Annotated in this window: 19 protein-coding genes and 3 pseudogenes; 13 read left to right on the top strand and 9 right to left on the bottom strand. The window is 64.9% G+C overall.

Going from position 1 to position 24,942, the window contains the following annotated elements:
* Window positions 1–12 precede the first annotated feature (12 nt).
* A pseudogene (gene urtA / locus ACETMP_RS25245) lies at window positions 13–1,271 on the bottom strand (urea ABC transporter substrate-binding protein).
* 172 nt (window positions 1,272–1,443) lie between these two features.
* On the opposite strand from urtA, the gene ACETMP_RS25240 reads away from it, so the two are divergent.
* Both ACETMP_RS25240 and ACETMP_RS25235 read left to right on the top strand, forming a co-directional pair.
* Entirely contained in the window at window positions 1,444–4,815 is a 3,372-nt protein-coding gene (locus ACETMP_RS25240) for an ATP-binding protein (protein ID WP_375158281.1), read from the top strand.
* The gene (locus ACETMP_RS25235) at window positions 4,799–5,725 is read left to right on the top strand and encodes a response regulator (protein ID WP_049819940.1); all 927 of its coding nucleotides are present in this window, start codon (window positions 4,799–4,801) and stop codon (window positions 5,723–5,725) included. Before ACETMP_RS25240 ends, ACETMP_RS25235 begins: the two co-directional genes overlap by 17 nt.
* A gap of 239 nt (window positions 5,726–5,964) precedes the next feature.
* Here ACETMP_RS25235 and ACETMP_RS25230 read toward each other — a convergent pair whose 3' ends face one another.
* Both ACETMP_RS25230 and ACETMP_RS25225 read right to left on the bottom strand, forming a co-directional pair.
* Window positions 5,965–7,467 (bottom strand): flavin-containing monooxygenase, encoded by a 1,503-nt coding sequence (locus tag ACETMP_RS25230; protein ID WP_375158280.1) that lies wholly within the window; start codon window positions 7,465–7,467, stop codon window positions 5,965–5,967.
* 124 nt (window positions 7,468–7,591) lie between these two features.
* On the bottom strand, window positions 7,592–8,350 hold the full coding sequence (locus tag ACETMP_RS25225; RefSeq protein ID WP_375158279.1) for a trypsin-like serine protease: 759 nt from the start codon (window positions 8,348–8,350) through the stop codon (window positions 7,592–7,594).
* Between the two features lie 104 nt (window positions 8,351–8,454).
* Between ACETMP_RS25225 and ACETMP_RS25220 the strand changes: the two genes are divergently transcribed.
* Entirely contained in the window at window positions 8,455–9,090 is a 636-nt protein-coding gene (locus ACETMP_RS25220; RefSeq protein WP_375158278.1) for an HAD-IA family hydrolase, read from the top strand.
* A 110-nt stretch (window positions 9,091–9,200) separates the two neighbouring features.
* Here the strand turns inward: ACETMP_RS25220 and mtnA are convergent, their stop codons facing one another.
* The 3 genes from mtnA to ACETMP_RS25205 all read right to left on the bottom strand — a co-directional run bounded on the left by mtnA (window position 9,201) and on the right by ACETMP_RS25205 (window position 11,604).
* Window positions 9,201–10,307 carry an S-methyl-5-thioribose-1-phosphate isomerase gene (mtnA, locus tag ACETMP_RS25215; RefSeq protein ID WP_375158277.1) on the bottom strand — a complete coding sequence of 369 codons (1,107 nt, stop codon included), beginning with the start codon at window positions 10,305–10,307 and terminating at the stop codon, window positions 9,201–9,203.
* A gap of 18 nt (window positions 10,308–10,325) precedes the next feature.
* The gene (locus tag ACETMP_RS25210; protein WP_375158276.1) at window positions 10,326–11,201 is read right to left on the bottom strand and encodes an S-methyl-5'-thioadenosine phosphorylase; all 876 of its coding nucleotides are present in this window, start codon (window positions 11,199–11,201) and stop codon (window positions 10,326–10,328) included.
* Between the two features lie 130 nt (window positions 11,202–11,331).
* Window positions 11,332–11,604 (bottom strand): phosphopantetheine-binding protein, encoded by a 273-nt coding sequence (locus ACETMP_RS25205; RefSeq protein WP_375158275.1) that lies wholly within the window; start codon window positions 11,602–11,604, stop codon window positions 11,332–11,334.
* A gap of 355 nt (window positions 11,605–11,959) precedes the next feature.
* On the opposite strand from ACETMP_RS25205, the gene ACETMP_RS25200 reads away from it, so the two are divergent.
* From ACETMP_RS25200 to ACETMP_RS25160, 9 genes and pseudogenes are all read left to right on the top strand, one after another.
* Window positions 11,960–13,177, top strand: a complete 1,218-nt coding sequence (locus ACETMP_RS25200) for an acyl-CoA dehydrogenase family protein (protein ID WP_375158274.1) — start codon at window positions 11,960–11,962, stop codon at window positions 13,175–13,177.
* 54 nt (window positions 13,178–13,231) lie between these two features.
* The gene (locus ACETMP_RS25195; RefSeq protein ID WP_375158273.1) at window positions 13,232–14,212 is read left to right on the top strand and encodes an amino acid--[acyl-carrier-protein] ligase; all 981 of its coding nucleotides are present in this window, start codon (window positions 13,232–13,234) and stop codon (window positions 14,210–14,212) included.
* A gap of 37 nt (window positions 14,213–14,249) precedes the next feature.
* Window positions 14,250–15,125 carry an acyl-CoA acyltransferase gene (locus tag ACETMP_RS25190; RefSeq protein ID WP_375158272.1) on the top strand — a complete coding sequence of 292 codons (876 nt, stop codon included), beginning with the start codon at window positions 14,250–14,252 and terminating at the stop codon, window positions 15,123–15,125.
* A 175-nt stretch (window positions 15,126–15,300) separates the two neighbouring features.
* Window positions 15,301–15,822, top strand: a pseudogene (locus tag ACETMP_RS25185) (PAS-domain containing protein); the annotation flags it as partial.
* Between the two features lie 70 nt (window positions 15,823–15,892).
* Window positions 15,893–16,813: pseudogene (locus ACETMP_RS25180) on the top strand (PAS-domain containing protein); the annotation flags it as partial.
* Window positions 16,814–16,835: 22 nt separating this feature from the next.
* Entirely contained in the window at window positions 16,836–18,170 is a 1,335-nt protein-coding gene (locus ACETMP_RS25175) for a putative bifunctional diguanylate cyclase/phosphodiesterase (protein ID WP_375158271.1), read from the top strand.
* Between the two features lie 263 nt (window positions 18,171–18,433).
* On the top strand, window positions 18,434–19,360 hold the full coding sequence (locus ACETMP_RS25170; protein ID WP_375158270.1) for a tripartite tricarboxylate transporter substrate binding protein: 927 nt from the start codon (window positions 18,434–18,436) through the stop codon (window positions 19,358–19,360).
* A gap of 153 nt (window positions 19,361–19,513) precedes the next feature.
* On the top strand, window positions 19,514–19,999 hold the full coding sequence (locus ACETMP_RS25165) for a tripartite tricarboxylate transporter TctB family protein (protein WP_375158269.1): 486 nt from the start codon (window positions 19,514–19,516) through the stop codon (window positions 19,997–19,999).
* 4 nt (window positions 20,000–20,003) lie between these two features.
* Window positions 20,004–21,512 (top strand): tripartite tricarboxylate transporter permease, encoded by a 1,509-nt coding sequence (locus ACETMP_RS25160; RefSeq protein WP_375158268.1) that lies wholly within the window; start codon window positions 20,004–20,006, stop codon window positions 21,510–21,512.
* A gap of 126 nt (window positions 21,513–21,638) precedes the next feature.
* Here the strand turns inward: ACETMP_RS25160 and ACETMP_RS25155 are convergent, their stop codons facing one another.
* Entirely contained in the window at window positions 21,639–23,333 is a 1,695-nt protein-coding gene (locus ACETMP_RS25155) for an EAL domain-containing protein (RefSeq protein ID WP_375158267.1), read from the bottom strand.
* Between the two features lie 219 nt (window positions 23,334–23,552).
* Here ACETMP_RS25155 and ACETMP_RS25150 point away from each other — a divergent pair, with 219 nt between their 5' ends.
* A complete protein-coding gene (locus ACETMP_RS25150) occupies window positions 23,553–23,813 on the top strand; it encodes a hypothetical protein (RefSeq protein WP_375161986.1) in 261 nt (86 codons plus the stop codon).
* A 6-nt stretch (window positions 23,814–23,819) separates the two neighbouring features.
* On the opposite strand, the gene ACETMP_RS25145 is transcribed toward ACETMP_RS25150, so the two are convergent.
* Together ACETMP_RS25145 and rpmF are read right to left on the bottom strand one after the other, a co-directional pair.
* A complete protein-coding gene (locus ACETMP_RS25145; protein ID WP_375158266.1) occupies window positions 23,820–24,473 on the bottom strand; it encodes a hypothetical protein in 654 nt (217 codons plus the stop codon).
* 141 nt (window positions 24,474–24,614) lie between these two features.
* Entirely contained in the window at window positions 24,615–24,797 is a 183-nt protein-coding gene (rpmF, locus tag ACETMP_RS25140; protein WP_007598106.1) for a 50S ribosomal protein L32, read from the bottom strand.
* Window positions 24,798–24,942 lie beyond the last annotated feature (145 nt).

Raw genomic sequence — 24,942 nt, 5'->3', positions numbered from 1 at the left:
ACGCCGCGGCTGTTACTGATAGCCCTTGGGGAACGGATCCGGCTCGACGAGATCGGCGGTCTCGTAGATCAGCTCGAACTGGCCATCGAGCTTGGCGCGCCCCACCCGGGTCTTCGACCACAGGTGATGGTTCTCGTGGATGCGCACATAGCCTTCCGGCGCGCCCTTGAACTCGACGCCCGGAGAGGCCGCCGCGATCTTGTCGACGTCGAAGGAGCCGGCCTTCTCGACCGTCAACTTCCACAGCCACGGGCCGAGATAGGCAGCCTGGGTGACGTCTCCGATCACAGTCTTCTCGCCCCACATCTTCTTGAACGCCGGCACGAACGCCTTGTTGTTCGGATTGTCGAGCGACTGGAAGTACTTCATGCAGGCATAGGCGCCCGCAATGTTCTCGCCGCCGATACCGTCGATCTCGTCCTCGGTGACCGAGATCGTCAGCAGCGGCTGCTTGGCGAGGTCGATGCCGGCGGCCTTGAGCTGCTTGTAGAAGGCGACATTGGAGCCGCCGACGACGTCGGTGAAGATCACGTCCGGCTTGGTCAGCTTGATCTTGTTGATGACCGAGTTGAACTGGGTCGAGCCCAACGCATAGTATTCCTCGCCGACGACCTTGCCCTTCAGCACGTTCTCGACGTGCTTGCGCGCGATCTTGTTCGAGGTGCGCGGCCAGATGTAGTCGGAGCCGATGAAGAAGAACGATTTTGCGCCCTTCTCCTTGGCGATCCAGTTCAGGCCGGCGAGAATCTGCTGGGTCGCCTCCTGGCCGGTGTAGATGACGTTCTTGGATTGCTCGAGACCTTCGTAGAAGGTCGGGTAGTAGAGCATGCCGTTATACTGCTCGACGACCGGCAGCACCGCCTTGCGCGAGGCCGAGGTCCAGCAACCCATGATGGCGGCGACCTTGTCGTTGACCAGGAGCTTCTTGGCCTTTTCCGCAAAGGTCGGCCAATCGCTGGCACCGTCTTCCTGGATGAACTTGATCTTGCGCCCGAGCACGCCGCCGGCGGCGTTGATCTGCTCGATGGCGAGCTTCTCAGCTTCGATCGAGCCGGTCTCGGAGATCGCCATGGTGCCGGTCGCCGAGTGCAGGATGCCGACCGTCACCTCGGTGTCGGTGACCGCAAGACCCGTGGTGTTGACCGCCGAGGTCGCCGGCGCCTGGGCAGACGCCCCCGCGGCAGCATCGTCATGGCCGGCACGGCGGCCATTCCCATCAATAATTTGCGCCGAAACGGCGATAACAGGCCCTTGTTTCCTTCGTCCGACATGAGCACCCCACTTTTTGTTCGAGACCACGCGATTGGTGCCGTGAGGATGGCGCGGATTGGGGCAGCGGGCGGATACGCAAGATCGCGTATACTGCACCGCAAAATGCCGACGTAGGCTCCTGGTACGGAATTTGCGAGGGGTTCCGGGTCCGTATCGGCAGTGGGGTAGAGCGTGGCAGGGCGGCAGCGAATAGACCGCGTCAGGCGCCAGTACAACCAATGGGTCGCCAACCAGACGCTGGAAGACTACGCGCTGCGCTTCACGGCCAAGAGCGCACGCCGCTGGTCCGCCGCCCGGGTCGCCAACACTGCGCTGGGCGCGATCTCGTTCCTGGCGATGGAGGCGATCGGCGGCACCATCACGCTGAACTACGGCGTCACCAACGCCACTGCCGCCATTCTCATGGTTTCCCTGATCATCTTCTGCTGCGGCGTTCCGATCGCCTATTATGCCGCCAAATGCGGCATCGACATCGACCTGCTGACGCGCGGCGCCGGGTTCGGCTACATCGGCTCGACCGTGACCTCGCTGATCTACGCGTCCTTCACCTTCATCTTCTTCGCGATTGAAGCGGTGATCCTCGCGTCCGCGCTCGAGATGTGCTTCGGGATCCCGCGGCCGATCGGCTATCTCATCAGCGCCGTCGTCATCATCCCGCTTGTGGCTTACGGCATCACGCTGATCAGCCGCTTCCAATTGTGGACGCAGCCGCTGTGGATCGTGCTGCACATCATCCCGTTCGCGGCGATCGCCTGGCACAACCCGCATTCCTTCACCGAATGGCGCAAGTTTTCCGGCGAGCACGGCGATCTCAACGGACAATTCGATCTGCTGCTGTTCGGTGTCGCGGCCTCGGTGGTGTTCTCGCTGGTGGCTCAGATCGGCGAGCAGGTCGATTTCCTGCGCTTCCTGCCGCGCGACCGCCGCGCGTCCAGGGTCTCCTGGTGGATGGCGCTGATGAGCGCGGGCCCCGGCTGGATCGTGCTGGGCGCGCTGAAGCTCCTGGCGGGCTCGTTCCTCGCCTTCTTCGCACTGAGCCACGGAGTGCCGCCCGAGGAGGCCGCCGAGCCCGCGCACATGTATCTCGAAGCGTTCCGCTACGTGCTGTCGCAGCCCGATCTTGCGCTGGCCTTGACCGGAACGTTCGTGATCCTGTCGCAGGTGAAGATCAACGTCACCAACGCCTATGCCGGCTCGATCGCCTGGTCGAACTTCTTCTCGCGTCTGACCCACAGCCATCCCGGCCGCGTCGTCTGGCTGGTCTTCAACGTCATCGTGGCGCTGCTGTTGATGGAGATCGGGGTCTACAAGGCGCTGGAGCAGACGCTGGCCCTGTATTCGAACGTCGCGATCGCCTGGGTCGGCGCGCTGGTCGCCGATCTCATCGTCAACAAGCCGCTTGGATTGCGGCCGCAGCAGATCGAGTTCAAGCGCGCGCATCTCTACGACATCAACCCGGTCGGCGTGGGTGCGATGACGATCGCGACCATCGTCTCCATCAGCGCCTTTTACGGTCTGTTCGGGCCTACCGCGAAGGCGCTGTCGGCCTTCATCGCGCTGGCGGTCGCCTTCATCGCCGCACCGTTGATTGCCTGGGCCACGGGCGGCAAGTACTACATCGCACGCAAGCCGAAGCGGAGCTGGCAGAACATCGAGTCGATCCAGTGCTGTATCTGCGAGCACGCGTTCGAGCCGGAGGACATGGCCTCCTGCCCCGCTTACGCCGGGCCGATCTGCTCGCTGTGCTGTTCGCTGGACGCCCGCTGCCACGATCTCTGCAAGCCGCACGCGCGGATCCAGACGCAGGTGTCGGAGACGCTGGGCAAGCTGATGCCGCAGCCGATCTACGCCCGGATCAACTCGCAGCTCGGTCACTATATCGGCGTGTTCGTCGTCTCGGCGGGTCTCGTCGCGCTGGTGCTCGGGCTGATCTATCTGCAGACATCGGCGAGCGTGCATGGCGAGAACGCGCTCGTCTCCGAAATACTCTGGAAGGTGTTCTTCTCGCTCAGCATCATCATCGGCGTGGTGGCCTGGCTGTTCGTGCTGGCGCAGCAGAGCCGTCGCGCCGCCGAGGCCGAGACGCGGCGGCAGACGACGCTGCTGATCCAGGAGATCGACGCCCACAAGCGCACCGACGCCGAGCTCCAGCGCGCCAAGGAAGTCGCTGAATCCGCCAATCTCGCCAAGAGCCGCTATGTGGTGGGCCTGAGCCACGAGTTGCGCTCGCCGCTGAACGCGATCAGCGGCTATGCCCAGTTGCTGGAGCAGGATGCGACGCTGAGCGCCAAGCCGCGCGACCAGGTCCGCGTCGTCCGCCGCAGCGCCGACCACCTCTCCGGCCTGATCGACGGCATTCTGGACATCTCCAAGATCGAGGCAGGGCGGCTGTATCTGTCGCGCGACGAGGTGCGCGTCGGCGAATTCCTCGACCAGCTCGTCGGCATGTTCCGCTTGCAGGCCGCGGCCAAGGGCATCGACTTCGTGTTCCGGCGGCCTCCGCACCTGCCGCTGGTGGTCTATGCCGACGAGAAGCGGCTGCGCCAGGTGTTGATCAATTTGCTCTCCAACGCCATCAAGTTCACGCAGAGCGGCAGTGTGCAGTTCGTCGTGCACTATCGCAGCCCCGTGGCCGAGTTCGAAGTGATCGACACCGGCCCGGGCATCCGGGCCGACGACCTCGAGCGCATCTTCGCACCATTCGAACGCGGCGCGCTCGGCATCTCGCAGCCGCAGACCGGCACCGGGCTCGGCCTGACCATCAGCCGCCTGCTGGCCGGGGTGATGGGCGGCGATATCAAAGTGACAAGCACGGTCGGCACCGGCTCGACCTTCAAGGTCAAGCTTCTGCTCTCGGAGGTCACCAATCCGCAGCGCATCGCGCCGGTGGAGGCGCCGGTCTCCGGCTATCACGGCGCGCGCAAGACCATCCTCGTCACCGACGACGATCCCGTCCATCGCGACCTGCTGCGCGAGGTGCTGACGCCGCTCGGTTTCATCCTGCTCAGCGCGCCCGATGGGCCCGGCTGCCTCGCGCTGGCGCAGCATTGCCGGCCCGATCTGTTCCTGCTCGACATCACGATGCCGGCCATGGACGGCTGGGCCGTCGCGGAGGCCTTGCGCGCGAGCGGCCATCACCAGGCGCGCATCCTGATGGTGTCGGCAAGCGCGCTGGAAGCACACGGCACCCCGCTGGCGCAGCCCTTCCACGACGGCTACCTGATGAAGCCGATCGACATCCCCCGCCTTCTGGAGACGATCCGCCACCTGCTCAAGATCGAATGGCAATACGGCTCGGACGAGATCGCGGTGCCGTTCTGGCGTCCCGAGAGCGGATCAAGGCCGCCGGCGCGGCACATCGAGGCGCTGATCGGGCTCGGCCGGATCGGCTACGTCAAGGGCATCCAGTTGAAGCTGGACGAGATCGGCAGCGAGCATCCGGAGCATGCCGACTTCGTCGCGCAGATGCGGTCGCTGGTCGACCGCTTCGATCTCGATCAGTACATGGACACATTGAAGACATTGCATGCGCATGAGCATTGAACCGAAGAAGCGCGACGTCGCGCTCGTTGTCGATGACTCTCCGGAGACGCTGCGGCTGCTGACCGACGCGCTCGACGGCGCCGGCATGACGGTGATGGTGGCGCTCGACGGCGCAGCGGCGATGCGCATCGTCGACCAGATCACGCCCGACATCGTGCTGCTCGATGCCGTGATGCCCGGCATCGACGGCTTCGAGACGTGCCGCCGGCTCAAGCGCGATGCGGACCTCGCCAATGTCCCTGTCATCTTCATGACGGGCCTCGCGGAAACCGAGCACATCGTGCGCGGGCTCGAGGCCGGCGGGGTCGACTACGTGACCAAGCCGATCGTGATCGAGGAGATGCTGGCGCGCATCCGCGTCCATCTCGGCAATGCCCGGCTGACGCAGAGCGCGCGCGCCGCGCTCGACGTCTCCGGCCGCTTCCTGTTCGCGGTCGACCGCCAGGGCAACGTGCTGTGGGCGACGCCGCAGGCGCAGAAGCTGATGTCCGACCACCAGGGCGCGCAGGCCGACGACTTCGTGCTGCCGCCATCGCTGCTGCAATGGCTCGAGCAGGCCAAGGCCAAGGGCAGCTCGAAGTCGCAGGCGACCTCGTTACCCGACAATCCGCAACTCCGGCTCTATTACATGGGCGAAACGGCACCGAACGAGTTTCTGCTGCGGCTCTCCCGGGAGTCCGGCACCGCGCTGCCTCCCGAATTCACCAGCGAGCTCGGCCTCACCACCCGCGAGGGCGAGGTGCTCGCCTGGCTCAGCAAGGGCAAGACCAACCGCGACATCGCGCAGATTCTTGGATTGAGCCCGCGCACGGTCGACAAGCATCTCGAGCAGATCTACGCCAAGCTCGGCGTGGAGAACCGGACGGCGGCGGCGGCGATCGCGGCGAATGCGACGAGGCGGAATTCGTGAGACTGCTGCAAATGAGTTGAGATGCCGCGCACCCGATCCACGGTGTCGTCCCGGACAAGCGCAGCGAAGCGGAGCGCCGATCCGGGACCCATAACCACAGGAAGATGTTTGCGAAGACTCGGAGTGATCAGCGTGCCCAATAGCCACTCCCTGTCGCTATGGGTCCCGGGTTCGCTTCGCGCCCCCGGGACGACAGCGGAGTGTGCGGCGATCGATAGCCGCCCCTTACATCGGCATCTTCAGCTGTACACAAACGCACTGTCGTCCAGATCCGTCTTCGGAATCTCGTCCTTCTCGGTCCAGTAATCCTGGCTGTGCTGCCATTCCGGCTTGTCGCCACGCTTGGGCAACAGGTCCATGTTGCGCATCATGTAGCCGGGATTGAAGTTTTCCGGATCGATCCAGGGCAGGATCGGCATGTTGTGATCCTCGGGGCGCAGTTTCACCTCGACCTTCCTGGCGCCCTTGGCCTTCATGTGCCCGAGCAGCCGGCAGACGAAATCGGCGACGAGGTCGACGCGCAGCGTCCAGCTGGCGCGGAAATAGCCGAACACCCAGACCATGTTCGGAACGCCCGTGAACATCATGCCGCGATAGGTGACGGTGTCGCCGAAGGCGAGCGGCTTGCCGTCGATCTCGAAGGCGATGTCGCCGAGCGCGGCGAGATTGAAGCCGGTTGCGGTGACAATGACGTCGGCTTCGAGCAGCTTGCCCGATTTCAGCTGGATGCCGTTCTCGACGAAGCACTCGATCTCGTCGGTGACGACGGAGGCCTTGCCGCTGGCGATGCCCTTGAACAGGTCGGCATCCGGCACGAAGGCGATGCGCTGGCGCCAGGGCCGGTAGGTCGGCGTGAAGTGCGTCTCGACATCGTAGTCGGGACCGAGCACGGCGCTGATCTGGCCGATCAGCTCCTTCTTCACCTGCTCGGGCTTGGATACGCAGAGTTTCGTGAAGGCATCCTGCTCGAACAGGATCTTGCGCCGCACGATCTCGTGGATCCACTCTTCGTCGACCTGAAGCCGGCGTAGCTCCTCCGCGATCTCGATGGCGTTGCGGCCGAGCCGGAAATAGGTCGGCGAGCGCTGCAGCATGGTGACATGCGCGCATTTGTCCGCGATGTTCGGCACCAGCGTCGCCGCCGTTGCGCCCGAGCCGATCACGACGACCTTCTTGTTCGTGAGGTCGATGTCGTCGGGCCAGGTCTGGGGATGGACGATGCGGCCCTTGAAGCGGTCCATGCCCTTCCATTCCGGCGTATAGCCCTCCGAATGGCGGTAATAGCCCTGGCACATCCAGAGGAAGTTCGCGGTGAACGTCCTTGCTTCGCCGGTGTCGGTCGTCACCGCCTCGATGGTCCAGAGATTCTGCTCGCTCGACCAGCTGGCGGAATTGATCTTGTGCTTGTAGCGGATGTGCTTGGCGAGATCGTTCTCGTCGATCACCTCGTTCATGTAGGCGAGAATCTCGTCGGCGGTCGCGATCGGCGGTCCAACCCAGGGCTTGAAACGGTAACCGAAGGTGTGGAGGTCGCTGTCGGAGCGGATGCCGGGATAGCGGTGCGTGGTCCAGGTGCCGCCGAACGTCGCCTGCGTTTCCAGAATGACGAAGCTCGTCCCCGGAAGCTGCTTCGTCAGGTGATAGGCGCTGCCGATGCCGGAGATGCCGGCGCCGACGATCAGCACGTCGAAATGTTCCGAAGCTTGCTTGGTTGTGGCGTGATTGCGAACAGCGACATTCATTGTTGCTTCTATGCCTTGCTTGTTTTTATGGCTGCCTTTGACGGGCAACGCGTTTCCTCCGCGACTGGCATGATCACCCGGCGCGCTTCCGCTTCAAAATGACATAGATCAAGTCGCGGTCAAATCACAGCGCCGCGCCCCAGCCCCGCGCGGTCTGCAAGATCCAGTCGCGGTACAGCGTGAGCGGCGTGACGCCGGTCATTCCGCCGCAACCGGCCGCGCCGTTCGGACCCGTGGACCAGCTGACGAGCCCGACGAGGAAGGCGCCACTCGGCTTGTCCTCGAACACAGGACCGCCGGAATCGCCGGTACAAGCGCCGATTCCCTCGCGAACACCGTTGGTTACGGGATCGACCAGCCGGATCTGGAGCGTGCCGGGCTGGCCCGTGGCAACGAGCCCGGCCACACGCGTGATGCCGCCACTCTTGCCGTCACCGTGGACCGTGACGCCAATGCCGGCAATGACGAAACGGCTGCCGACCCGGATTGGGATCGTCGGCGTACCGACCGTCACCGTGGATTTTCCCTTGAGTGGAATTTCCAGTTGCAGCAACGCCACGTCGGCGGTGGCGCGGTGCGACTGCATCGCCTGCATGTTGAAGTTCGGATGGGTCGCGACCGTGCGCACGTTCAGCAATTGCGGCGTACCGTCGGCGCCCCGATCGACCACCTTGTAGTCCGCTCCGGGCTGCACACAATGCGCGACCGTCAAGACCACGCGTGGTGCAATCAGGCTGCCGGTGCAGAAATTGCCGCGTGAGCCGACGATGGTGACGATGGCGCGCGCGACACCATCGGCCTGCGGCGTGCCGCCGCCGACGATGGCGTGAGCTGGCCCGACGGTCAGCAGCGCAGCGCTGACGAGAGTTGCAAGCTTCTTCATGGGAACACGCTTCGGCGTCGTTGACGGCAGGAGATGGCTTCGGACTGGCCCTTGCCGATAGCGCATGCTAGCCGTCTTGGAAAGGAATTGACGAGGGCAGAACATTGGCGATCGAGGCGGTGATCTTTGATTTTGGCGGCGTGCTGACGAGCTCGCCCTTCGAGGCGTTCGCGCGGTTCGAGACGGCGCGCGGCCTGCCCGTCGACATCATCCGGCGCACCAACGCCGCCAACCACCTGGAAAACGCCTGGGCCAGGTTCGAGCGGGCCGAGGTCGACATCGAGACGTTCGATCAATTGTTCGCCGAGGAATCTCGCGCGCTTGGCGCCGAGGTGCGCGGCCGCGAGGTGCTGCCGCTGCTGCAGGGCGAGCTGCGCCCGGAGATGGTCGAGGCCTTGAAGCGCATCAAGGCGCAATTCAAGACCGGCTGCATCACCAACAATCTTCCAGCCAATGCGATCGGCAGCCTGACCGGGCGCTCGCTCTACATTGCCGAGGTGATGGTGCTGTTCGATCATGTGATCGAATCCGCCAAGATCGGCCTGCGCAAGCCGGACCCGCGCATCTACGCGCAGATGGTAGACACACTGAGGGTCGATCCAAAGAACTGCGTCTATCTCGACGATCTCGGCGTCAACCTCAAGCCAGCGCGCGAGATGGGCATGACCACGATCAAGGTGACGAGCGGCGCACAGGCGATTGCGGAGCTGGAGAAGGCGACGGGGCTGACGCTGGGGTAGGCACCTCGTCGTCGCGAGGCACGAAGCCGTAGGGTGGGCAAAGCGCAGCGTGCCCACCACGAGCATATGGTGGGCACGGCGCTTCGCGCCTTTGCCCACCCTACGGGAGCCTACTCCGGCGTAGCCGCGATGCGCTCGGGAAATGCTGCCGCCAGCGAGGCGCGATCCGGCTTCAACACGCCACGCTCGGTGATGAGACCTGTGACAAGGCGCGCCGGCGTCACGTCGAAGGCGTAGTTCGCGACCGGCGAGCCCTCCGGCACGATTCGCACCGTCTCCAGCCGGCCATCGGCGGTGCGGCCGGTCATGTCGGTGACCTCGACGCCGCTGCGCTGCTCGATCGGGATGTCGCGGATGCCGTCATGAACGGTGAAATCGATCGTGGGCGACGGCAGCGCGACGTAGAACGGCACGTTGTTGTCGTAGGCGGCGAGCGCCTTCAGATAGGTGCCGATCTTGTTGCAGACGTCGCCATTGGCGGCGACGCGGTCGGTGCCGACGATGGCGAGATCGACCATGCCGTGCTGCATCAGATGGCCGCCGGTATTGTCGGGGATCACGGTGTGCGGCACGCCGTGATGGCCGAGTTCCCATGCAGTGAGCGAGGCGCCCTGGTTGCGCGGACGCGTCTCGTCGACCCAGACATGGATCTTGATGCCGCGCTCATGCGCAAGATAGATCGGCGCCGTCGCCGTGCCCCAATCGACGGTGGCGAGCCAGCCGGCGTTGCAATGGGTCAGCACGTTGACCGTCTCGCCCGGCTTCTTCGATGCGATCGCCTCGATCAGCTTCAGACCGTTGCCGGCGATGCCGCGATTGATCTCGACATCCTGCTCGACGATCCCGTCGGCGCGCGCATAGGCGGCCTCCGCCCTTTCAGCGGGGTCGATCGGCATGAGCGTCGCACGCATCTCGTCCAGTGCCCATTTCAGATTGATCGCCGTCGGCCGCGCCACCACGAGCGTGTCGTAAGCATGCTTCAGACCGGCGTCGGAGGCATCCTCGCGCATGGCGAGTGCCATGCCATAGGCGGCGGTGGCGCCGATCAGCGGCGCGCCGCGCACCAGCATGTCGCGGATAGCAACGGCCGCGTCCTCGCACGAGGTCAGTTTCGCGACGACGAACTCATGCGGCAGCCGGCGCTGATCGATCGCGCCGACCGACCAGCCGTCGCGCTCGCGCCAGATGCTGCGGAAATGCTTGCCATCGACCTTCATGCGATTCGGCCTTTCGTCTCAACCACGCAGAATGCGCCCCGCGACCGCATCGAGCTTCTTCAGAAGCTCCGGATCGCGGGCCTCCGGCGCCGTGATCAGCGCGGTGTCGAGCGCGCGGTCCGAGCCGATCGGGCACGGCTCGTGCTCGCGCGGGAAATCCCTTGCCAGCCGCGCCACCAGCGCCTTCGCCTTGTCGGCGTTCGAGGTCAGCACGCGGATGATGTCCTGCACCGTGACGGCATCGTGGTCGGGATGCCAGCAATCGAAATCCGTCACCATCGCGACCGTGGCGTAGCAGATCTCCGCTTCGCGCGCGAGCTTCGCCTCGGGCATGTTGGTCATGCCGATCACGGAATAGCCCAGCGTCTTGTAGGTCATGCTCTCGGCATAGGTGGAGAATTGCGGCCCTTCCATGCAGACATAGGTTCCACCGCGCGCAATCGCGATATTCTCGGCTTCGGCCGCTGCCGCAAGGTGGATGCGCAACCGCGGCGAGACCGGATGCGCCATCGACACATGCGCGACGCAGCCCCGCCCGAAGAACGAGCTCTCGCGCTTGTGGGTACGGTCCACGAACTGGTCGACGAGGACAAAGGTGCCGGGCGGAAGTTCCTCCTTGAACGAACCGCAGGCCGACAGCGAGATCAGGTCGGTGACCCCAGCGCGCTTCAGCACGTCGATATTGGCGCGATAGTTGATATCGGAAGGCGACAGCCGATGGCCCTTGTCGTGCCGCGGCAGGAACACGATCGGCAGGCCGGCGATGGTGCCGCGCCGCAAGGGAGCCGAGGGCTCGCCCCAGGGACTTCCGATCACCTCTTCGCGCGCATCCTCGAGACCCGGCAGATCATAGATGCCTGAACCGCCGATGATGCCCAATACCGCCTGCGCCATGCCTGCTCCATCCCGTTCGCCACGTGCGACATGGTTAAGCTATGCCAGTTTTGCGGCGGCATTGGAACGGGGTGGGGCGATGGCGGTGGTGTGGGTGGCGAGCACTCCACATTCTGGGAAGCAATTTGGCTTAGGCCGCGTTCGCCAGCTGCAGCTGCGCCGCCACCATCCGCTCCAGGGTCTCGACGGACTGGAAATTTTCCGGCGTGATCTCCGACTGCGGGATCGTGAAGTCGAACTCGGCTTCGACCCCGAGCATCAGATTGACCATATCCATCGAGGTCAGGCCAGCATCGACCAGCTTGGCGGATGGCGTGATGTCCGCACTGAGCGAATTCTGTTCGAGGATGCCCTTCACCAGCTTGATGATGCGGTTGCGCAATTCGGTATCAAAGGCCTGCATCGGAAAAATCCCATCTGTCGTCAGAGGTGGACCAGCTCCGGCTACGATGGGCGCGGCCCGCCGGTCCTGCAATGGGAGGCACCAATACTTCGCGTTTGTTAGTAAACGATGACTCAGATTGTCTGGAATTCGAGCTTCTTCCAGATTCCTAACGCAATGCTTGAAAAACGGGAGGTGCAAACAACCCGACCTTAACTGTTCGTTCGGAATTCGGCTTTGTTTACCCTGTATTTCATCGACGAATTTGAATTAAATCCGTAGCCTCGTCTCACAAGCAAAGATGACCGGAGGATCGCTTTCAGCGGCGTCGCAATGACGCCGGCGATCTCGAACGGCAAACCGGAGGCGGACGAGTATGAACGTGCGTGAAGCAATCCTCACTGTCGACGAAGCGCAGGCGAGCTTCCTCGAGCAGGGCCCCTCCCTGATCGAGCGCGCCGCCCGAACCGCCGCTGCTGCGGCGGCCGACGCCGACGAGGTCGATCGCGACGCCCGTTTCCCGCACAAGGCTTTCGAGGTCGCCCGCGAGCAGAAGCTGCTCGGCGTCATGATCCCGGTCGAGTTCGGCGGCTTCGGCGCCTCCATCTACGACGTCACCGACATCTGCTACACGCTCGGCCGCGCCTGCGCCTCGACCGCGATGATCTACGCGATGCACCAGACCAAGGTCGCCTGCGTTATCCGGCACGGCCACGGCATTCCCTGGATGGAGACCATGATGCGCCGGGTGGCCCGCGACCAGTGGCTGCTCGCCTCCTCCACCACCGAGGGCCAGAACGGCGGCAACATCCGCGCCAGCGCCGCCGCCGTCGACCACGCCGGCGACACCATCTCGCTGGTGCGCGATGCCACCGTGATTTCCTACGGCGCCGAAGCCGACGGCCTCGTCACCATCGCCCGTCGCGCCACCGATGCCGCGGCCTCCGACCAGGTGCTGCTGGCACTCGCCAAGGACGATTATTCGCTGAAGCGGACCCTTGGCTGGGAGACGCTGGGAATGCGCGGCACCTGCTCGACCGGGTTCGAGCTGAAGGTCGACTGCCCCGCCGACCGCGTCTTCCCGGAATCCTATGACAAGATCCACGCCCAGACCATGACGCCGTTCGCACATCTGTGCTGGTCGTCGGCCTGGGCCGGGATCGCCGCCGCAGCCGTGACCCGCGCGCAGGCCTTCATCCGCAAGGCGGCCCGCAGCTCCGGCGGCCAGATGCCGCCCGCCGCGGCACATTTCACCGCCGCCAAGATGTCGCTGGCAAGACTGCGCGCGCTGCTGGCGGCCAACATCGACGCCTTTGCCCGCGCCGAGCATGACGAGCGCGCCCTCGGCTCGCTCGACTTCCAATCCTCGATCACGCTTCTGAAGGTGCAGGCCTCCGAGCTCGCGGTCGAGACCGTGATGCACGCGATGCGCACGGCGGGCCTCTCCGGCTACCGCAACGACGGCGAATTCACCATGGGCCGGCACCTGCGCGACGTGCTGTCGGCTCCGATCATGATCAACAACGACCGCATTCTGGCCAATGCCGCGACATCGACGCTGATGAGCGGCGTGCCGACAAGCCTTCGTGACTAAATGCTCGGCGACCGAACCAACAAGAACAATTTCGAGATAGCAGGATACCGAATTATGAACATTGCCGTCCTCCCGGATTCGCCGACGACCGCGCCGCAGACGATCGATCCGCTCGATCATCTCGCCGACAAGCTGTTTCACCGCATGGGCGCCGATGGCGTCTATGCCCGCACCGCGCTCTATGAAGGCGTCGTCGAGAAGCTGGCCGCACTGATCACGGGCCATCGCGAGACCGGCACCGAAGTGATGCGCTTCCCGCCGGTGATGAGCCGGGCACAGCTGGAGAAATCCGGCTACCTCAAGAGCTTTCCGAACCTGCTCGGCTGCGTCTGCGGCCTGCACGGGACCGAGCGCGAGATCAACGCCGCGGTGAGCCGCTTCGATGCCGGCGGCGACTGGACCACCTCGCTGTCGCCCGCCGATCTCGTGCTGTCGCCTGCAGCCTGCTATCCGGTCTATCCGATCGCCGCGAGCCGCGGGCCCCTGCCGAAGGGCGGTCTGCGCTTCGATGTTGCCGCGGATTGCTTCCGCCGCGAGCCGTCGAAGCATCTCGACCGGCTGCAATCGTTCCGGATGCGCGAATATGTCTGCATCGGCAGCCCCGACGACGTCGCCGATTTCCGCGAACGCTGGATGGTGCGCGCGCAGAAGATCGCCACCGATCTCGGCCTCACGTTCCGCGTCGACTATGCCAGCGATCCCTTCTTCGGCCGCGTCGGTCAGATGAAGGCGGTGAGCCAGAAGCAGCAGCAGCTCAAGTTCGAGCTCCTCATTCCGCTGCGCTCGGAAGAGCAGCCGACGGCCTGCATGAGCTTCAACTATCACCGCGAGCATTTCGGCACGACCTGGGCAATCCAGGATGCCAACGGCGAGCCAGCCCACACCGGCTGCGTTGCCTTTGGCATGGACCGGCTCGCGGTCGCCATGTTCCACACCCACGGCACCGACCTTGCGGCCTGGCCCGCCAAGGTGCGGGACGTGCTGGGCCTGCAGCCGCTGGCTCCGGCCCATGCCCATGTCGAAGGCTGGCGCTAACCGAACGAGGCCTGTCATTTCCACGGGTAAGACGAGCGTGATCCACACCAAGGTCCGATGCCGCGAGATCACCGAGTCCGACGCAGACGCGATCGCGGACTTGCTGACGCGCGGCTTCGTGGGCCGCTCGCGCGACTACTGGATCCAGGGTCTGCGCCGGCAGGCCTTCCGGCCCGTGCCGGAGGGCTATCCGCGCTTCGGCTACATGCTCGACAATGACGGCACGCCGGTCGGCGTGCTGCTGCTGATCTATACGGCACGCAGGAACGGCGACGAGACCGCCATCCAGTGCAACCTGTCCAGCTGGTATGTCGATCCGGCCTACCGCAACTATGCTCCGCTGCTGACCAAGATCGCCCAGCGGCACAAGGACGTGACTTACTTCAACATCAGCCCGGCGCCGTGGACCTGGCCGATCATCGAGACCCAGGGCTTTCGCGCCTATTGCCGCGGCATATTCTTCTCGGTGCCTGCATTGGCGCGTGTCCCGCGCTCGAGCGAGATCGAGGTCGTCTCGCCTCACGCCAAGACGGTCGAGGGGCTTTCCGAAGCCGAATCCGAGCTGCTGATCCAGCATGCGCGGTACAATTGCCTCAGCCTGGTCTGCCGCACGCCACAGGGAACGTTTCCCTTCATTCTGCAACCCGTTCGCATCCGCCGCGGCTTCATCGCGCCCCCTGCGATGAAGCTGATCTATTGCCGTAACGCCGCGGAATACGCCGCCTGCGCCGGCCGTATCGGCCGGCTGCTGCTTCGGCTCGGCAAGATCGCGGTGGCGGTCGATGCCAACGGACCGATTCCCGGTCTTGTCGGTATTTATACCGAACGGCGCGGTCGCAAGTACTTCAAGGGCCCGCACCGGCCGCAGCTCGGCGATCTCACGGACACGGAGCTCGTGTTGTACGGGCCATAATTTGCCGCGCGCCCTCTCAACGAACTCATGCAGGCACCTCTGTAATCCGGACACTCTCTCCATCGCCGGTCACCCTCCGTAAACTACTGCGCTTAAGGGAATTTTCCGGCCTCTTCGCTACGCTCAGTGGTTGAATTAGGCTGCGTTAATTGCTCGCCGAGATCCCGCCGATCCCATGACGTCGACCTGCGACAACGAGCTTGGTGCACGCCGCGAGCTGGGCCCAGAGGCTCTGGTCGCGCTGAGCCAGCTTGCGCTCGACCACATGGAGCAGGGCGTCTGCGTCTACGACGCCGACAACCGGATCGTGCTGGTCAACCAGCGCTACCTCTCCCTGTTCAACATGTCGGCCGACATCGTACGGGTGGGCACGAGCTACCGGGAGGTGCTCGCGCACAGCGCCGGGTGCGGCAACTTCCAGCCAAGCGAGCTCGACGCGCTCTATTCGGCGCGGATCGCACGGATCGCGGCTGGAGAGCCGTTCCGGACCGAACAACGGCTTGCGACCGGCTTCGTCATGTCGCTCGAGATGAAGCCGCTTCCCGGCGGCGGCTGGATGACGATCTGCGACGATGTCACCCGCCTCGCCCGGCTCGAAGCGGAATTGCGCGTGCAGACCGAGCGCAGCCAGCACGCGCTCGCCAACATGTCGCACGGCCTCATCATGTATGACGCCGACAGCCGCGTCGTCGTCTACAACGAGCGCTTCCTGAACCTCTACAACCTCGATCCCGGAATCGTGGAAGCCGGGGGTCTCCCATCGTGCGGTGCTCGACCATTGGGTGTCGCGCGGCAATTTGTCGGGCATGCCGGCCGACGAATTCCACGATTCCAGATTGGAGGACGTGCGTCTCAGACGGACGAAATCCCTGCTGGTGATGCGTTACGACGGCCGCATGGTGCAGACGATCTCCCGCTTCCTGCCCGACGGCGGCTGGGTGACCGTGCACGAGGACGTCACGGAGCGGCTGCAATACGAGGAAACGCTGCGGCAGCAGAACGTCATGCTCGATGCGGCGCTGGAGAACATGGCGCACGGGCTCGCCTTCTACGACAGCGACATGCGGCTTCGGATCTGCAACACCACCTACCGCAAGCTCTACCGATTGTCGCCGGAGGAAAGCAGGCCCGGCACGCATCTGGCCGAGCTGATCGAACGTTCGATGGCGAACGGCGCGTTCTCCTCCGAGTACAGCCCCCAGCAGATCCTGGAAGCCGCCCGCACGCGGATCGCGAGCCGGGACTCCTCGCCGATGCGTCGGCGCATGTCGAACGATACCGTGATCTCGGTACGCTATTGCGCGCTGGCCGAGGGCGGCTTCGTCGCAACCTATGAGGATATCACCGAGCGGGAACATGCGATCGGGGAGCTGAGCGAGCAGTACCGCCGCTTCGACGCCGCGCTCAACAACATGAGCCAGGGCCTGTGCATGCTCGATGCGAACCTGCGCGTGATCGTCTGCAATCGCCGCTATATCGAGATGTTCGGCCTGTCGCCGGAGGTCGTGAGGCCCGGCGTCTCGATGCGCCAGATCATGGAGCACAGCTGCGAGCTCGGCCTGCATCCTGACATGACGGGAGCCAGGCTTTATGCCGATTACGTCGAACGGCTGCGCGAAGGCGAGCACACGCTGCACCGGCATTTGAACGACGGCCGCATCATCAAGCTCAACCACAAGCGCATGGAGCAAGGCGGCTGGGTCGTCACCTATGAGGACGTCACCGAGCGTCACAAGGCCCAGGCCCGCGTGGCGCACATGGCGCGGCACGATTCTGCTCACCGACCTGCCCAATCGCATGCTGTTCCGCGAGAAGATGAGCGAGGGGCTGAACCAGGTCGCGATCGCCGGCGGCGCGATGGCGGTGCTGTGCTTCGACCTCGACAATTTCAAGACCGTCAACGATCGCCTCGGCCACGCCGCGGGCGACCGCCTGCTGCGCTGGGTCGCGGCGCGCCTGAAGGAGAATGTCGGCGAGCACGACACCGTCGCACGCCTCGGCGGCGACGAATTCGCCGTCCTGCAGCGCGGACCGCAGCCGCAATCGGCCGAGAAGCTCGCCAGACGCCTGGTCGAGGTCATCGGCCGCCCGCCGCCGCTGGAGAACCAGTCGATCCATGTCGGCGCCTCCGTCGGCATCGCGATCGCGCCCGATCACGGGCTCGATGCGGACGAGCTGATGAAGTGTGCCGACCTCGCGCTGTACCAGGCCAAGGCCAAGGGGCGCGGCGCCTATCAGCTGTTCGAGCCCGCGATGGAAGAAGAGGCACGCAGCCGCCACGCGCTGGAGCAGGATCTGCGCAGTGCGCTGGAGGCACGCGAATTCCACCTGGTGTTCCAGCCGCAAATGCGACTCGATTCGCCGGAGCTCACCGGCTTCGAGGCCTTGCTGCGCTGGAAGCATCCCTCGCGCGGCTTGGTCCCGCCGGCCGAGTTCATTCCGATCGCGGAAGAGACCGGGCTGATCGTTCCGATCGGCGAATGGGTGCTGCGCAGCGCCTGTGCGACTGCCGCGTCCTGGCCCGACATCACCGTCGCAGTGAACCTGTCGCCGGTGCAGTTTCGCTCGCGCGGACTGGTGGCAATGGTCACGAGCGCGCTGGCTGAAGCCGGCCTGCCGCCGCAGCGGCTCGAGCTCGAAGTCACCGAAACGGCCCTGCTCGACGACAGCGAGGCGACGATCGAGATCCTGCACCAGCTTCGCGCCCTGGGAGTGCGCGTCAGCCTCGACGATTTCGGCGTCGGTTATTCCTCGCTGAGCTACTTGCGCAAATTTCCCTTCGACCGCATCAAGATCGACCGCTCCTTCGTCGGCACGCTCGGCGAGAGCCCGGAGAGCGTTGCCATCGTCCGCACCATCGCAAGCCTCGGCTCCGTGCTCGGCGTCGAGACGACGGCGGAGGGTGTGGAAACCGAGGAGCAGCTCGATTTCGTCCGCGAATGCGGCTGCACCGCGGTGCAGGGCTATTATTTCGGCAAGCCGTGCCTGGCATCGGAGGTCGGCCGCACGATCGAGACGCTGAACACGGTTAGAAAGGTCGCCTGAGCCTCGCGCCGTCCTCCGACGGTGCAAATTCCGTGTCTCGGCAAGCGCCAGAACGACCGATTGTCGCACGTCCCGTTTCCGGCATGATTGGCTCCCCGACTGTGCACCGCGACCGTGCAATGCGCTTTTCTTCTCCCGTGAATTCGAGGACAATCCCGTCGCAACAATGAGAAACTGCGGCCCGAACGGGCCGCTGCGAGGGAGGTGTTCCGATGTCGGGATATGGGCCGAGGGCGGCTGCATTTGCCGCTATGCATGTCGTCATGGGCGCGTTGGCCGCAACCACCGCTGGCGCGCAAGACTATCCCACCAAGCCGATCACGCTGATCGTGCCGTGGCCGGCCGGCGGATCGACCGATATCTCGATGCGCGCAATCGCCGACAGCGCCTCGAAGGTGCTGGGGCAGCCGATCGCGATCGACAACAAGGCCGGCGGCGGCGGCACGGTGGGTCCGGCGACCATGGCGGCCGCGGCGAAGCCGGACGGCTACACCATCTCGCAGATCCCGATCACTGTCTTCCGCCTGCCCTTGATGCAGGAGGTGTCGTGGGATCCGGCCAAGGACTTCAGCTACATCGTCCATCTCACCGGCTACACCTTCGGCGTGACCACCAGCGCAGAGTCGCAGTTCAAGAGCTGGAAGGACGTGGTGGAGTTCGCGAAGGCGAATCCCGGCAAGGTCACCTATGCCACGCCGGGCGCCGGCACCTCGCTGCATATCGGCATGGAGCAGATTGCGGGAATGTCCGGCATCAAGCTGACGCAGGTCCCGTTCAAGGGCGGTGCGGAGACCAATGCCGCGGTGCTGGGACAGCACACCATGCTCCAGGCGGACTCCACGGGATGGCGGCCGCTGGTCGACGCCGGCAAGCTGCGCCTGTTGATGGTGTGGACCGGCGCGCGGTCGCCGAACTACCCCGATGTGCCGACGCTGAAAGAGCTCGGTTATCCCATGGTCTACGATTCCCCGTTCGGCATCGCCGGCCCGAAGGGAATGGATCCCAAGATCGTCGCCAAGCTGCACGATGCTTTCAAGAAGGCGGTCGAGGACCCTGCCGTCGTGGCGACGCTCGCCAAATACGACATGGTGCCGAACTACAAGAACACCGAGGATTACAAGAAGTTCGTGGTCGAGGTCACCGAGTCCGAGCGCAAGGTGCTCGACAAGCTCGGGCTGGCGAAGAAGTAGGATCCAGCTGTTCGTGTCCCGGACGCGGTGCAGCGCTTCTTCGGCGATGCACCGCAGAGCCGGGACCCATCTTGCCACGCATCCATGGACCCCGGATCTGCAGCGCGTCACTGCGTGTCGCGCAGCGTCCGGGGAACGGCCGAGAGGACGTCGATGATCGACCAAACCAACGTCAAGCTCCGCCTCAACAATTCCGAGCTCTGGGGCGGAGTGATCGGGCTCGCGCTCGGCGGCTTCGTGATCTGGTCGGGCATGAAGCTCAAGCTCGGCACCATCAACGATCCCGGCTCCGGCTACGTGCTGTTCTACACCGGTATCCTGATGTGCGTGTTCGCCGCCGCCATCATCGTCTCCGCGGTCACCGAGGGCGGCCCGACGCTGGCCTCGCGCTGGGAGAACGTGCGCTGGAGCAAGCCGCTCCTGCTGATCGGCTGCCTGGTCGCATTCTCCGTTGCGCTGGAGCCGCTCGGCTTCCTGCTGTCGTCGATCCCCTTGATGCTTCTGCTGTTGCGACTGATCGATCCCGTGCGCTGGACGCTTGCGATTCCGGTCGCCGTGCTGGTGCCCATGGGCATGTGGTGGGTGCTCAAGCGGGTGCTGCTGATCCAGCTGCCCTCGGGCCTGTTCGGGATCGGTTGACCCTATGGATACGCTCCTCAATGTCGCGCACGGGTTCGGCGTCGCGCTGCTGCCAATCAACCTGCTCTATTGTTTCATCGGCGTCTTCATCGGCACGCTGGTCGGCGTGCTGCCGGGCATCGGGCCGATCTCGGCGATGTCGCTGCTGCTGCCCGTGACGCTGTCGGGCACGCCGGAATCCGGCATCATCATGATGGCCGGCATCTATTACGGCTCGATGTATGGCGGCTCGACCACCTCGATCCTGGTCAACATCCCCGGCGAAGCGGCTTCCGTCGTCACCTGCATCGACGGCCACCAGATGGCGAAGCAGGGCCGCGCCGGCCCCGCGCTCGGCATCTCCGCCTTCGGCTCCTTCATTGCCGGCACGTTTGCACTGATCGCCTTGATGCTGGTCGCGCCGAAGCTTGCCAGCGTCGCCATCGCGTTCGGCCCGGCCGAGTATTTCAGCCTGATGGTGCTCGGCCTCGTGGTGCTCACCTTCCTGACGCAGGGCTCGATGCCGAAGGCGCTGCTGATGGCGTGCATCGGCGTCGTGCTGGGTCTGATCGGGCTCGACAGCATCACCGCGCAGCCGCGCCTGACCTTCGGCCGCATGGAGCTGATCGACGGCATCGGGCTGGTGCCCGTCGTGATGGGCCTGTTCGGCGTCGCGGAGGTGTTGCTCAACACCGAGCAGGCGATCAAGCGCGACGTCATCAACACCAGGATCACCCATCTGCTGCCCACCGGGGAGGACTGGAGGGCGAGCGCGGGTCCGGTCGGCCGCGGCACCATGCTCGGCTTCTTCCTCGGCATCCTGCCCGGCGGCGGCGCGGTGGTGGCGTCCTTTGCCTCCTACGCGCTGGAGAAGCGGCTGTCGAAGACGCCAGGGCGTTTCGGCCAGGGGGCGATCGAAGGCGTCGCGGGACCGGAAGCGGCGAACAACGCCGCGGCGGGCGGCGCCTTCATTCCGCTGATGACGCTCGGCATCCCGCCGAACGTGGTGATGGCGCTGCTGTTGGGCGCCTTCGTCATTCACGGCCTGCAGCCGGGACCGCTGCTGATCACGCAAAACCCCGGCCTGTTCTGGGGCATCGTCGCCAGCATGTATATCGGCAACGTCATGCTGCTGATCCTGAACCTGCCGATGATCGGCATGTGGGTGCAGCTGCTCAAGCTGCCCTACAACATCCTGTTTCCGCTCATCATCCTGTTCACGATCCTCGGCGTCTACTGCTCCAGCAACAACGTGTTCGACGTCTATGTGATGATCGCGTTCGGGATCATCGGCTATTTCATGCGCAAGCTCGGCTACGAGCCGGCACCGCTGGTGCTGGCCTTCGTGCTCGGACCGATGATGGAGAACAACCTGCGTAAGTCGCTGATCCTGTCGCAGGGCGATTTGTGGACATTCGTGCAGCGGCCGATCTCGGGCGTCTGCCTTGCGTTCGCAATGGTGCTGCTGGTCGCGCCGCTCCTGCCCTCGCTGCGCAAGAAGCGCGAGCTGGTGGCACTGGACGAGGGGGCGTGACGGCTGCGTAGGGTGGATTGGCCGAAGGCGTAGCCCACCGCTTGTACCTCTGCGGATACGAGCCGTCGCGGGTTACACTAGCGGACTGCGCTTCGCGCAGCCGCGAGCTAACCCACCCTACAGACCTCAGCTCGCCGCAGGCAGCGCGCTCTCCGTTGAAACGCCCCACGGCCGCTCGGCCGAAGCAAGCCCGATCAGCCGGCCCTGGATGTAGTCGCAGCCCCAATCGCGCAGCATGCCTGCGGCTTCCTCGTCCTGCACCCATTCGGCGACGGTCTTGATATCGAGGCGGCGGGCGAGGTCGATCAGGGTCTGCACGAAGGCGCGGTCGTCGGCGGAATGGGTGATGTTCTGCACGAAGGCGCCGTCGATCTTCACGATATCGACGCCGAGCTTGCGCAGGTTTCGAAACGAGGTGTAGCCGGCGCCGAAATCGTCGATGGCGATCCGGCTGCCGAAATGCTTGAGGCGGCTGACGAAAGCGCGGACATCGTCGATGTCCTGGATCGCCACCGTCTCGGTGATCTCGACGATCAGCCGCTCGGCAACGCCGGGATGGGCCTGCATCAATGATTCGATTCCGGCCCACCAATCGGGATCCATGGTGGTATCGGGCGAGATGTTGAGGCTGAGGCTGACATCGGGCGCAGCCGCAAGCTCGGCGACCACGAGCTCGAGCACGCGATGATCGACCAGACGGATCAGGCCAAGCCGTTCGGCGACCGGCACGATGTCGGGCGCGAGCAGCACATGGCCGTCGCCCTGGTCCATCCGCACCAGGCATTCGTGGAACGCGCGCTCGCGCGAAGCGGCGGACACCACCGGCTCATAGGCGAGCCTGATGCGGCGCTCGTTCAGCGCGGTGACGATCTCGTCGGTGACGCGGATGTTGACGCGGCGCTGCGCGTCGCGCGCGGCGTCCGGACGCCACGCGGCGAACGAGCCGGCGCGGCGGCGCTTGGCGGCGTCCAGCGTCTCGTGGGCGCGGTTGACGGCCTCGTCGGTGTTGCGGGCATAGCGCGGCAGGCTGACCGCGCCGATCGAGGCGGTGACCGAGACCGGACCGGATTTGGTTGGCACCACCTCGTCGCGGATGCCGGCGAGGAACCGCTCGGCGGCGACGTTCATGTCGTCGACGGTGCAGTTCTTCAGGATCAGGCCGAACTTGTTGCCGGAGAAGCGCCCGAGCACGTCGCCGCCGCGCAGCCGCGCGCGGATGCGCCTGGCGACGTCGAGGATCACGGCGTCGGCAACGTCGAAACCGAAAGCGTCGTTGACGCGGGCGAGGTGATCGATGCCGACCAGCATGAACGCGGCGGTGGAGCGGAAGCGGGTCGTCTCCTCGATCGCCTCGGCCAGCGCCGCGATCAGATGCGCGCGGTTGAGCTCGCCGGTCAGCGGATCGAGCCGGGCCAGCTTCGTCAGCTCCTCGTCGCGGGCATGACGCTCGTTGTTGATGCGGACCGAGCCGATCGCGCGCGTGGGGCGGCCATCGGGGCCGGCGAACCAGCGGCCGGTCTCCTCGATCCAGATCACGGGATCGGCGGCGCTCATGCGGACGCCGTACTCGATGCGGTAGGGCGTGCCGTCCGCGCCATGCACGGCGGAAGTCTGCGCCAGTGCGGCGGTGCGCAGCGCCGGTCCAGGCTCGATCAGCTTGGCGAATTCGGCGCCGGTCGCCAGCCGCTCGGCGGGAATGCCGGGAAACACGCTGGCGACCTGGTCACCCCAGACCATGGCATCGCTGGCGATGTCCCAGGCGAACACGGCCTGACCGAGCGCGGCCAGAATGTCGGAGGCTTGCGGCAATGCAGGGGTCAAAATCGCCTCGTTTCGGGACAGGGGGAGTCCTGAGCCGGCACAGGATAGAGCCAGATTCGCCTCCGACCCTAGGCAAAGTTCATAAACAATTTGGAAACCACGTTCCCAGAGCACCCAGGAACCAGTTAAGCTCGACCGGCATAGGCCTTGCGAGACCATCACATGCCCCGGCGCCAATGTCCCAAAACGCGCCAGTTCGAGCAGATGAACGGTGTTGCGATGGTGAACGCGGACGGATTGGAAGAGACGGAGCGGCAAGCCGGCACGGCCCTCGTGCCGCTGATGCCGACCTTGCGCTGGGTCCGCAAGGCGCCGCTGCCGCGCCCCGATCCGAGCTTCGTCGCCCAGCTCATCGCCAATGCCGAGCAGCTGCCCCAAACGAGCCGGCTCCGCCGCGCCTCTTCTGAAGACGCGCAGATGGCCTATGGCAGCAAACGCCCGCTGCAAAGCGTCAGCGCACGGACACGGCAGGTGGCTTGAGGCTGGTCAGCGCGGCGGCGTGTCGGAGGACGGCGGCGTGCCGTTACCCGGCTGAAGCTGCGGCGAGGCAATTTCCGGCGAGGACGCGCCCTGCACGGGCTTGGGCGCAGGATGATCCATCAGCACGGATTCGGCGACGGATTGCGCCGAAGTTGCGGGAGGCTCGACCGGTGCCGGCTGCGGTGCAATCACCGGCTCGAACTTGCGTTCGGACGCCACATCCTCCGCCGGCGCGTCGGCCTGGCGCTTGGCCTTGCGCGGCGCCGGCACCGTGGTCTCGGCGACATAGGTGACGCGGCGGCGCGTGCGCTGGGCAATGCCAGCGAAGAAGTCCGCCATCGCCAGCAGCACCAGCAGGAAAAAGGTGGAGTTGCCGAACTTGGGCCACATCACGAATTCGGCTGCCGCCGCGCCGAAGACGATCAGCGACAGCAGATGGTCCATCAGGAATTTCGACCCGGGCCGCGCGCCCTTGACCACCTCCAGCAGCAGCAGCACCACGCCGAGCGCGAGCAGGAGATCGGCAAGCGTGACCGGCCAGGTCTCTCCCGTGACCATCGGCACCCTGAACAGCACGTCCGTGAAGGACACGGTCGGCATCAGGAAGGCGATGATGTTGTAGACCGCGAGCGGAATCAGAAGCAGCGGGAAACCGACCATCGGCAAAGTGCCTCTCGATCATGATATCCGGACAGAACAATGCAGCGGCGAAGCATTCGCTCCGCCGCCGTCACCGTCTATCTCGTGGTTGGGCCGAAACCAGGCAAGCCAGATCATCCTGCCCGAAGAAGGATCCTGACCTCAGGACTCTTTCTTCTTCAGGACCTGCCGGCCCTTGTACATGCCGGTCTTGAGGTCGAGGTGGTGCGGACGACGGAGTTCGCCGGAGTCCTTGTCTTCCACATAGGTCGGCTTCTTGATGGCGTCTGCCGAGCGGCGCATGCCACGGCGCGACGGCGAGGTTTTTCTTCTCGGAACGGCCATTTCAATATCCTCTAGGGATTGGTGTCATCAGGGCATCGTCCGGAGGGGACGGCTCAGCACCCGCAATACGAGGCGAGCTGAATGCCGATCAAGGCCGGGCTTATAGAGGAAGGCTGGCCGTAAAGCTAGGCTCTTGGGCCGGAAA

Origin of the sequence: Bradyrhizobium dasycarpum (genome assembly GCF_042019905.1) — a bacterium.
Taxonomy (GTDB): Bacteria; Pseudomonadota; Alphaproteobacteria; order Rhizobiales; family Xanthobacteraceae; genus Bradyrhizobium; species Bradyrhizobium japonicum_B.
This window is presented reverse-complemented; position numbering and strand designations above follow the sequence as displayed.

Excerpts from the sequence above, each read along its gene's own strand:
- ACETMP_RS25235 (WP_049819940.1), top strand. The coding sequence starts at position 4,799 with ATGCGCATGAGCATTGAACCGAAGAAGCGCGACGTCGCGCTCGTTGTC.
- ACETMP_RS25230 (WP_375158280.1), bottom strand. The coding sequence starts at position 7,467 with ATGAATGTCGCTGTTCGCAATCACGCCACAACCAAGCAAGCTTCGGAA.
- ACETMP_RS25225 (WP_375158279.1), bottom strand. The coding sequence starts at position 8,350 with ATGAAGAAGCTTGCAACTCTCGTCAGCGCTGCGCTGCTGACCGTCGGG.
- mtnA (WP_375158277.1), bottom strand. The coding sequence starts at position 10,307 with ATGAAGGTCGATGGCAAGCATTTCCGCAGCATCTGGCGCGAGCGCGAC.
- ACETMP_RS25210 (WP_375158276.1), bottom strand. The coding sequence starts at position 11,201 with ATGGCGCAGGCGGTATTGGGCATCATCGGCGGTTCAGGCATCTATGAT.
- ACETMP_RS25205 (WP_375158275.1), bottom strand. The coding sequence starts at position 11,604 with ATGCAGGCCTTTGATACCGAATTGCGCAACCGCATCATCAAGCTGGTG.
- ACETMP_RS25200 (WP_375158274.1), top strand. The coding sequence starts at position 11,960 with ATGAACGTGCGTGAAGCAATCCTCACTGTCGACGAAGCGCAGGCGAGC.
- ACETMP_RS25195 (WP_375158273.1), top strand. The coding sequence starts at position 13,232 with ATGAACATTGCCGTCCTCCCGGATTCGCCGACGACCGCGCCGCAGACG.
- ACETMP_RS25175 (WP_375158271.1), top strand. The coding sequence starts at position 16,836 with ATGAGGACGTCACCGAGCGTCACAAGGCCCAGGCCCGCGTGGCGCACA.
- ACETMP_RS25170 (WP_375158270.1), top strand. The coding sequence starts at position 18,434 with ATGGGCGCGTTGGCCGCAACCACCGCTGGCGCGCAAGACTATCCCACC.
- ACETMP_RS25165 (WP_375158269.1), top strand. The coding sequence starts at position 19,514 with ATGATCGACCAAACCAACGTCAAGCTCCGCCTCAACAATTCCGAGCTC.
- ACETMP_RS25160 (WP_375158268.1), top strand. The coding sequence starts at position 20,004 with ATGGATACGCTCCTCAATGTCGCGCACGGGTTCGGCGTCGCGCTGCTG.
- ACETMP_RS25150 (WP_375161986.1), top strand. The coding sequence starts at position 23,553 with ATGGTGAACGCGGACGGATTGGAAGAGACGGAGCGGCAAGCCGGCACG.
- ACETMP_RS25145 (WP_375158266.1), bottom strand. The coding sequence starts at position 24,473 with ATGGTCGGTTTCCCGCTGCTTCTGATTCCGCTCGCGGTCTACAACATC.
- rpmF (WP_007598106.1), bottom strand. The coding sequence starts at position 24,797 with ATGGCCGTTCCGAGAAGAAAAACCTCGCCGTCGCGCCGTGGCATGCGC.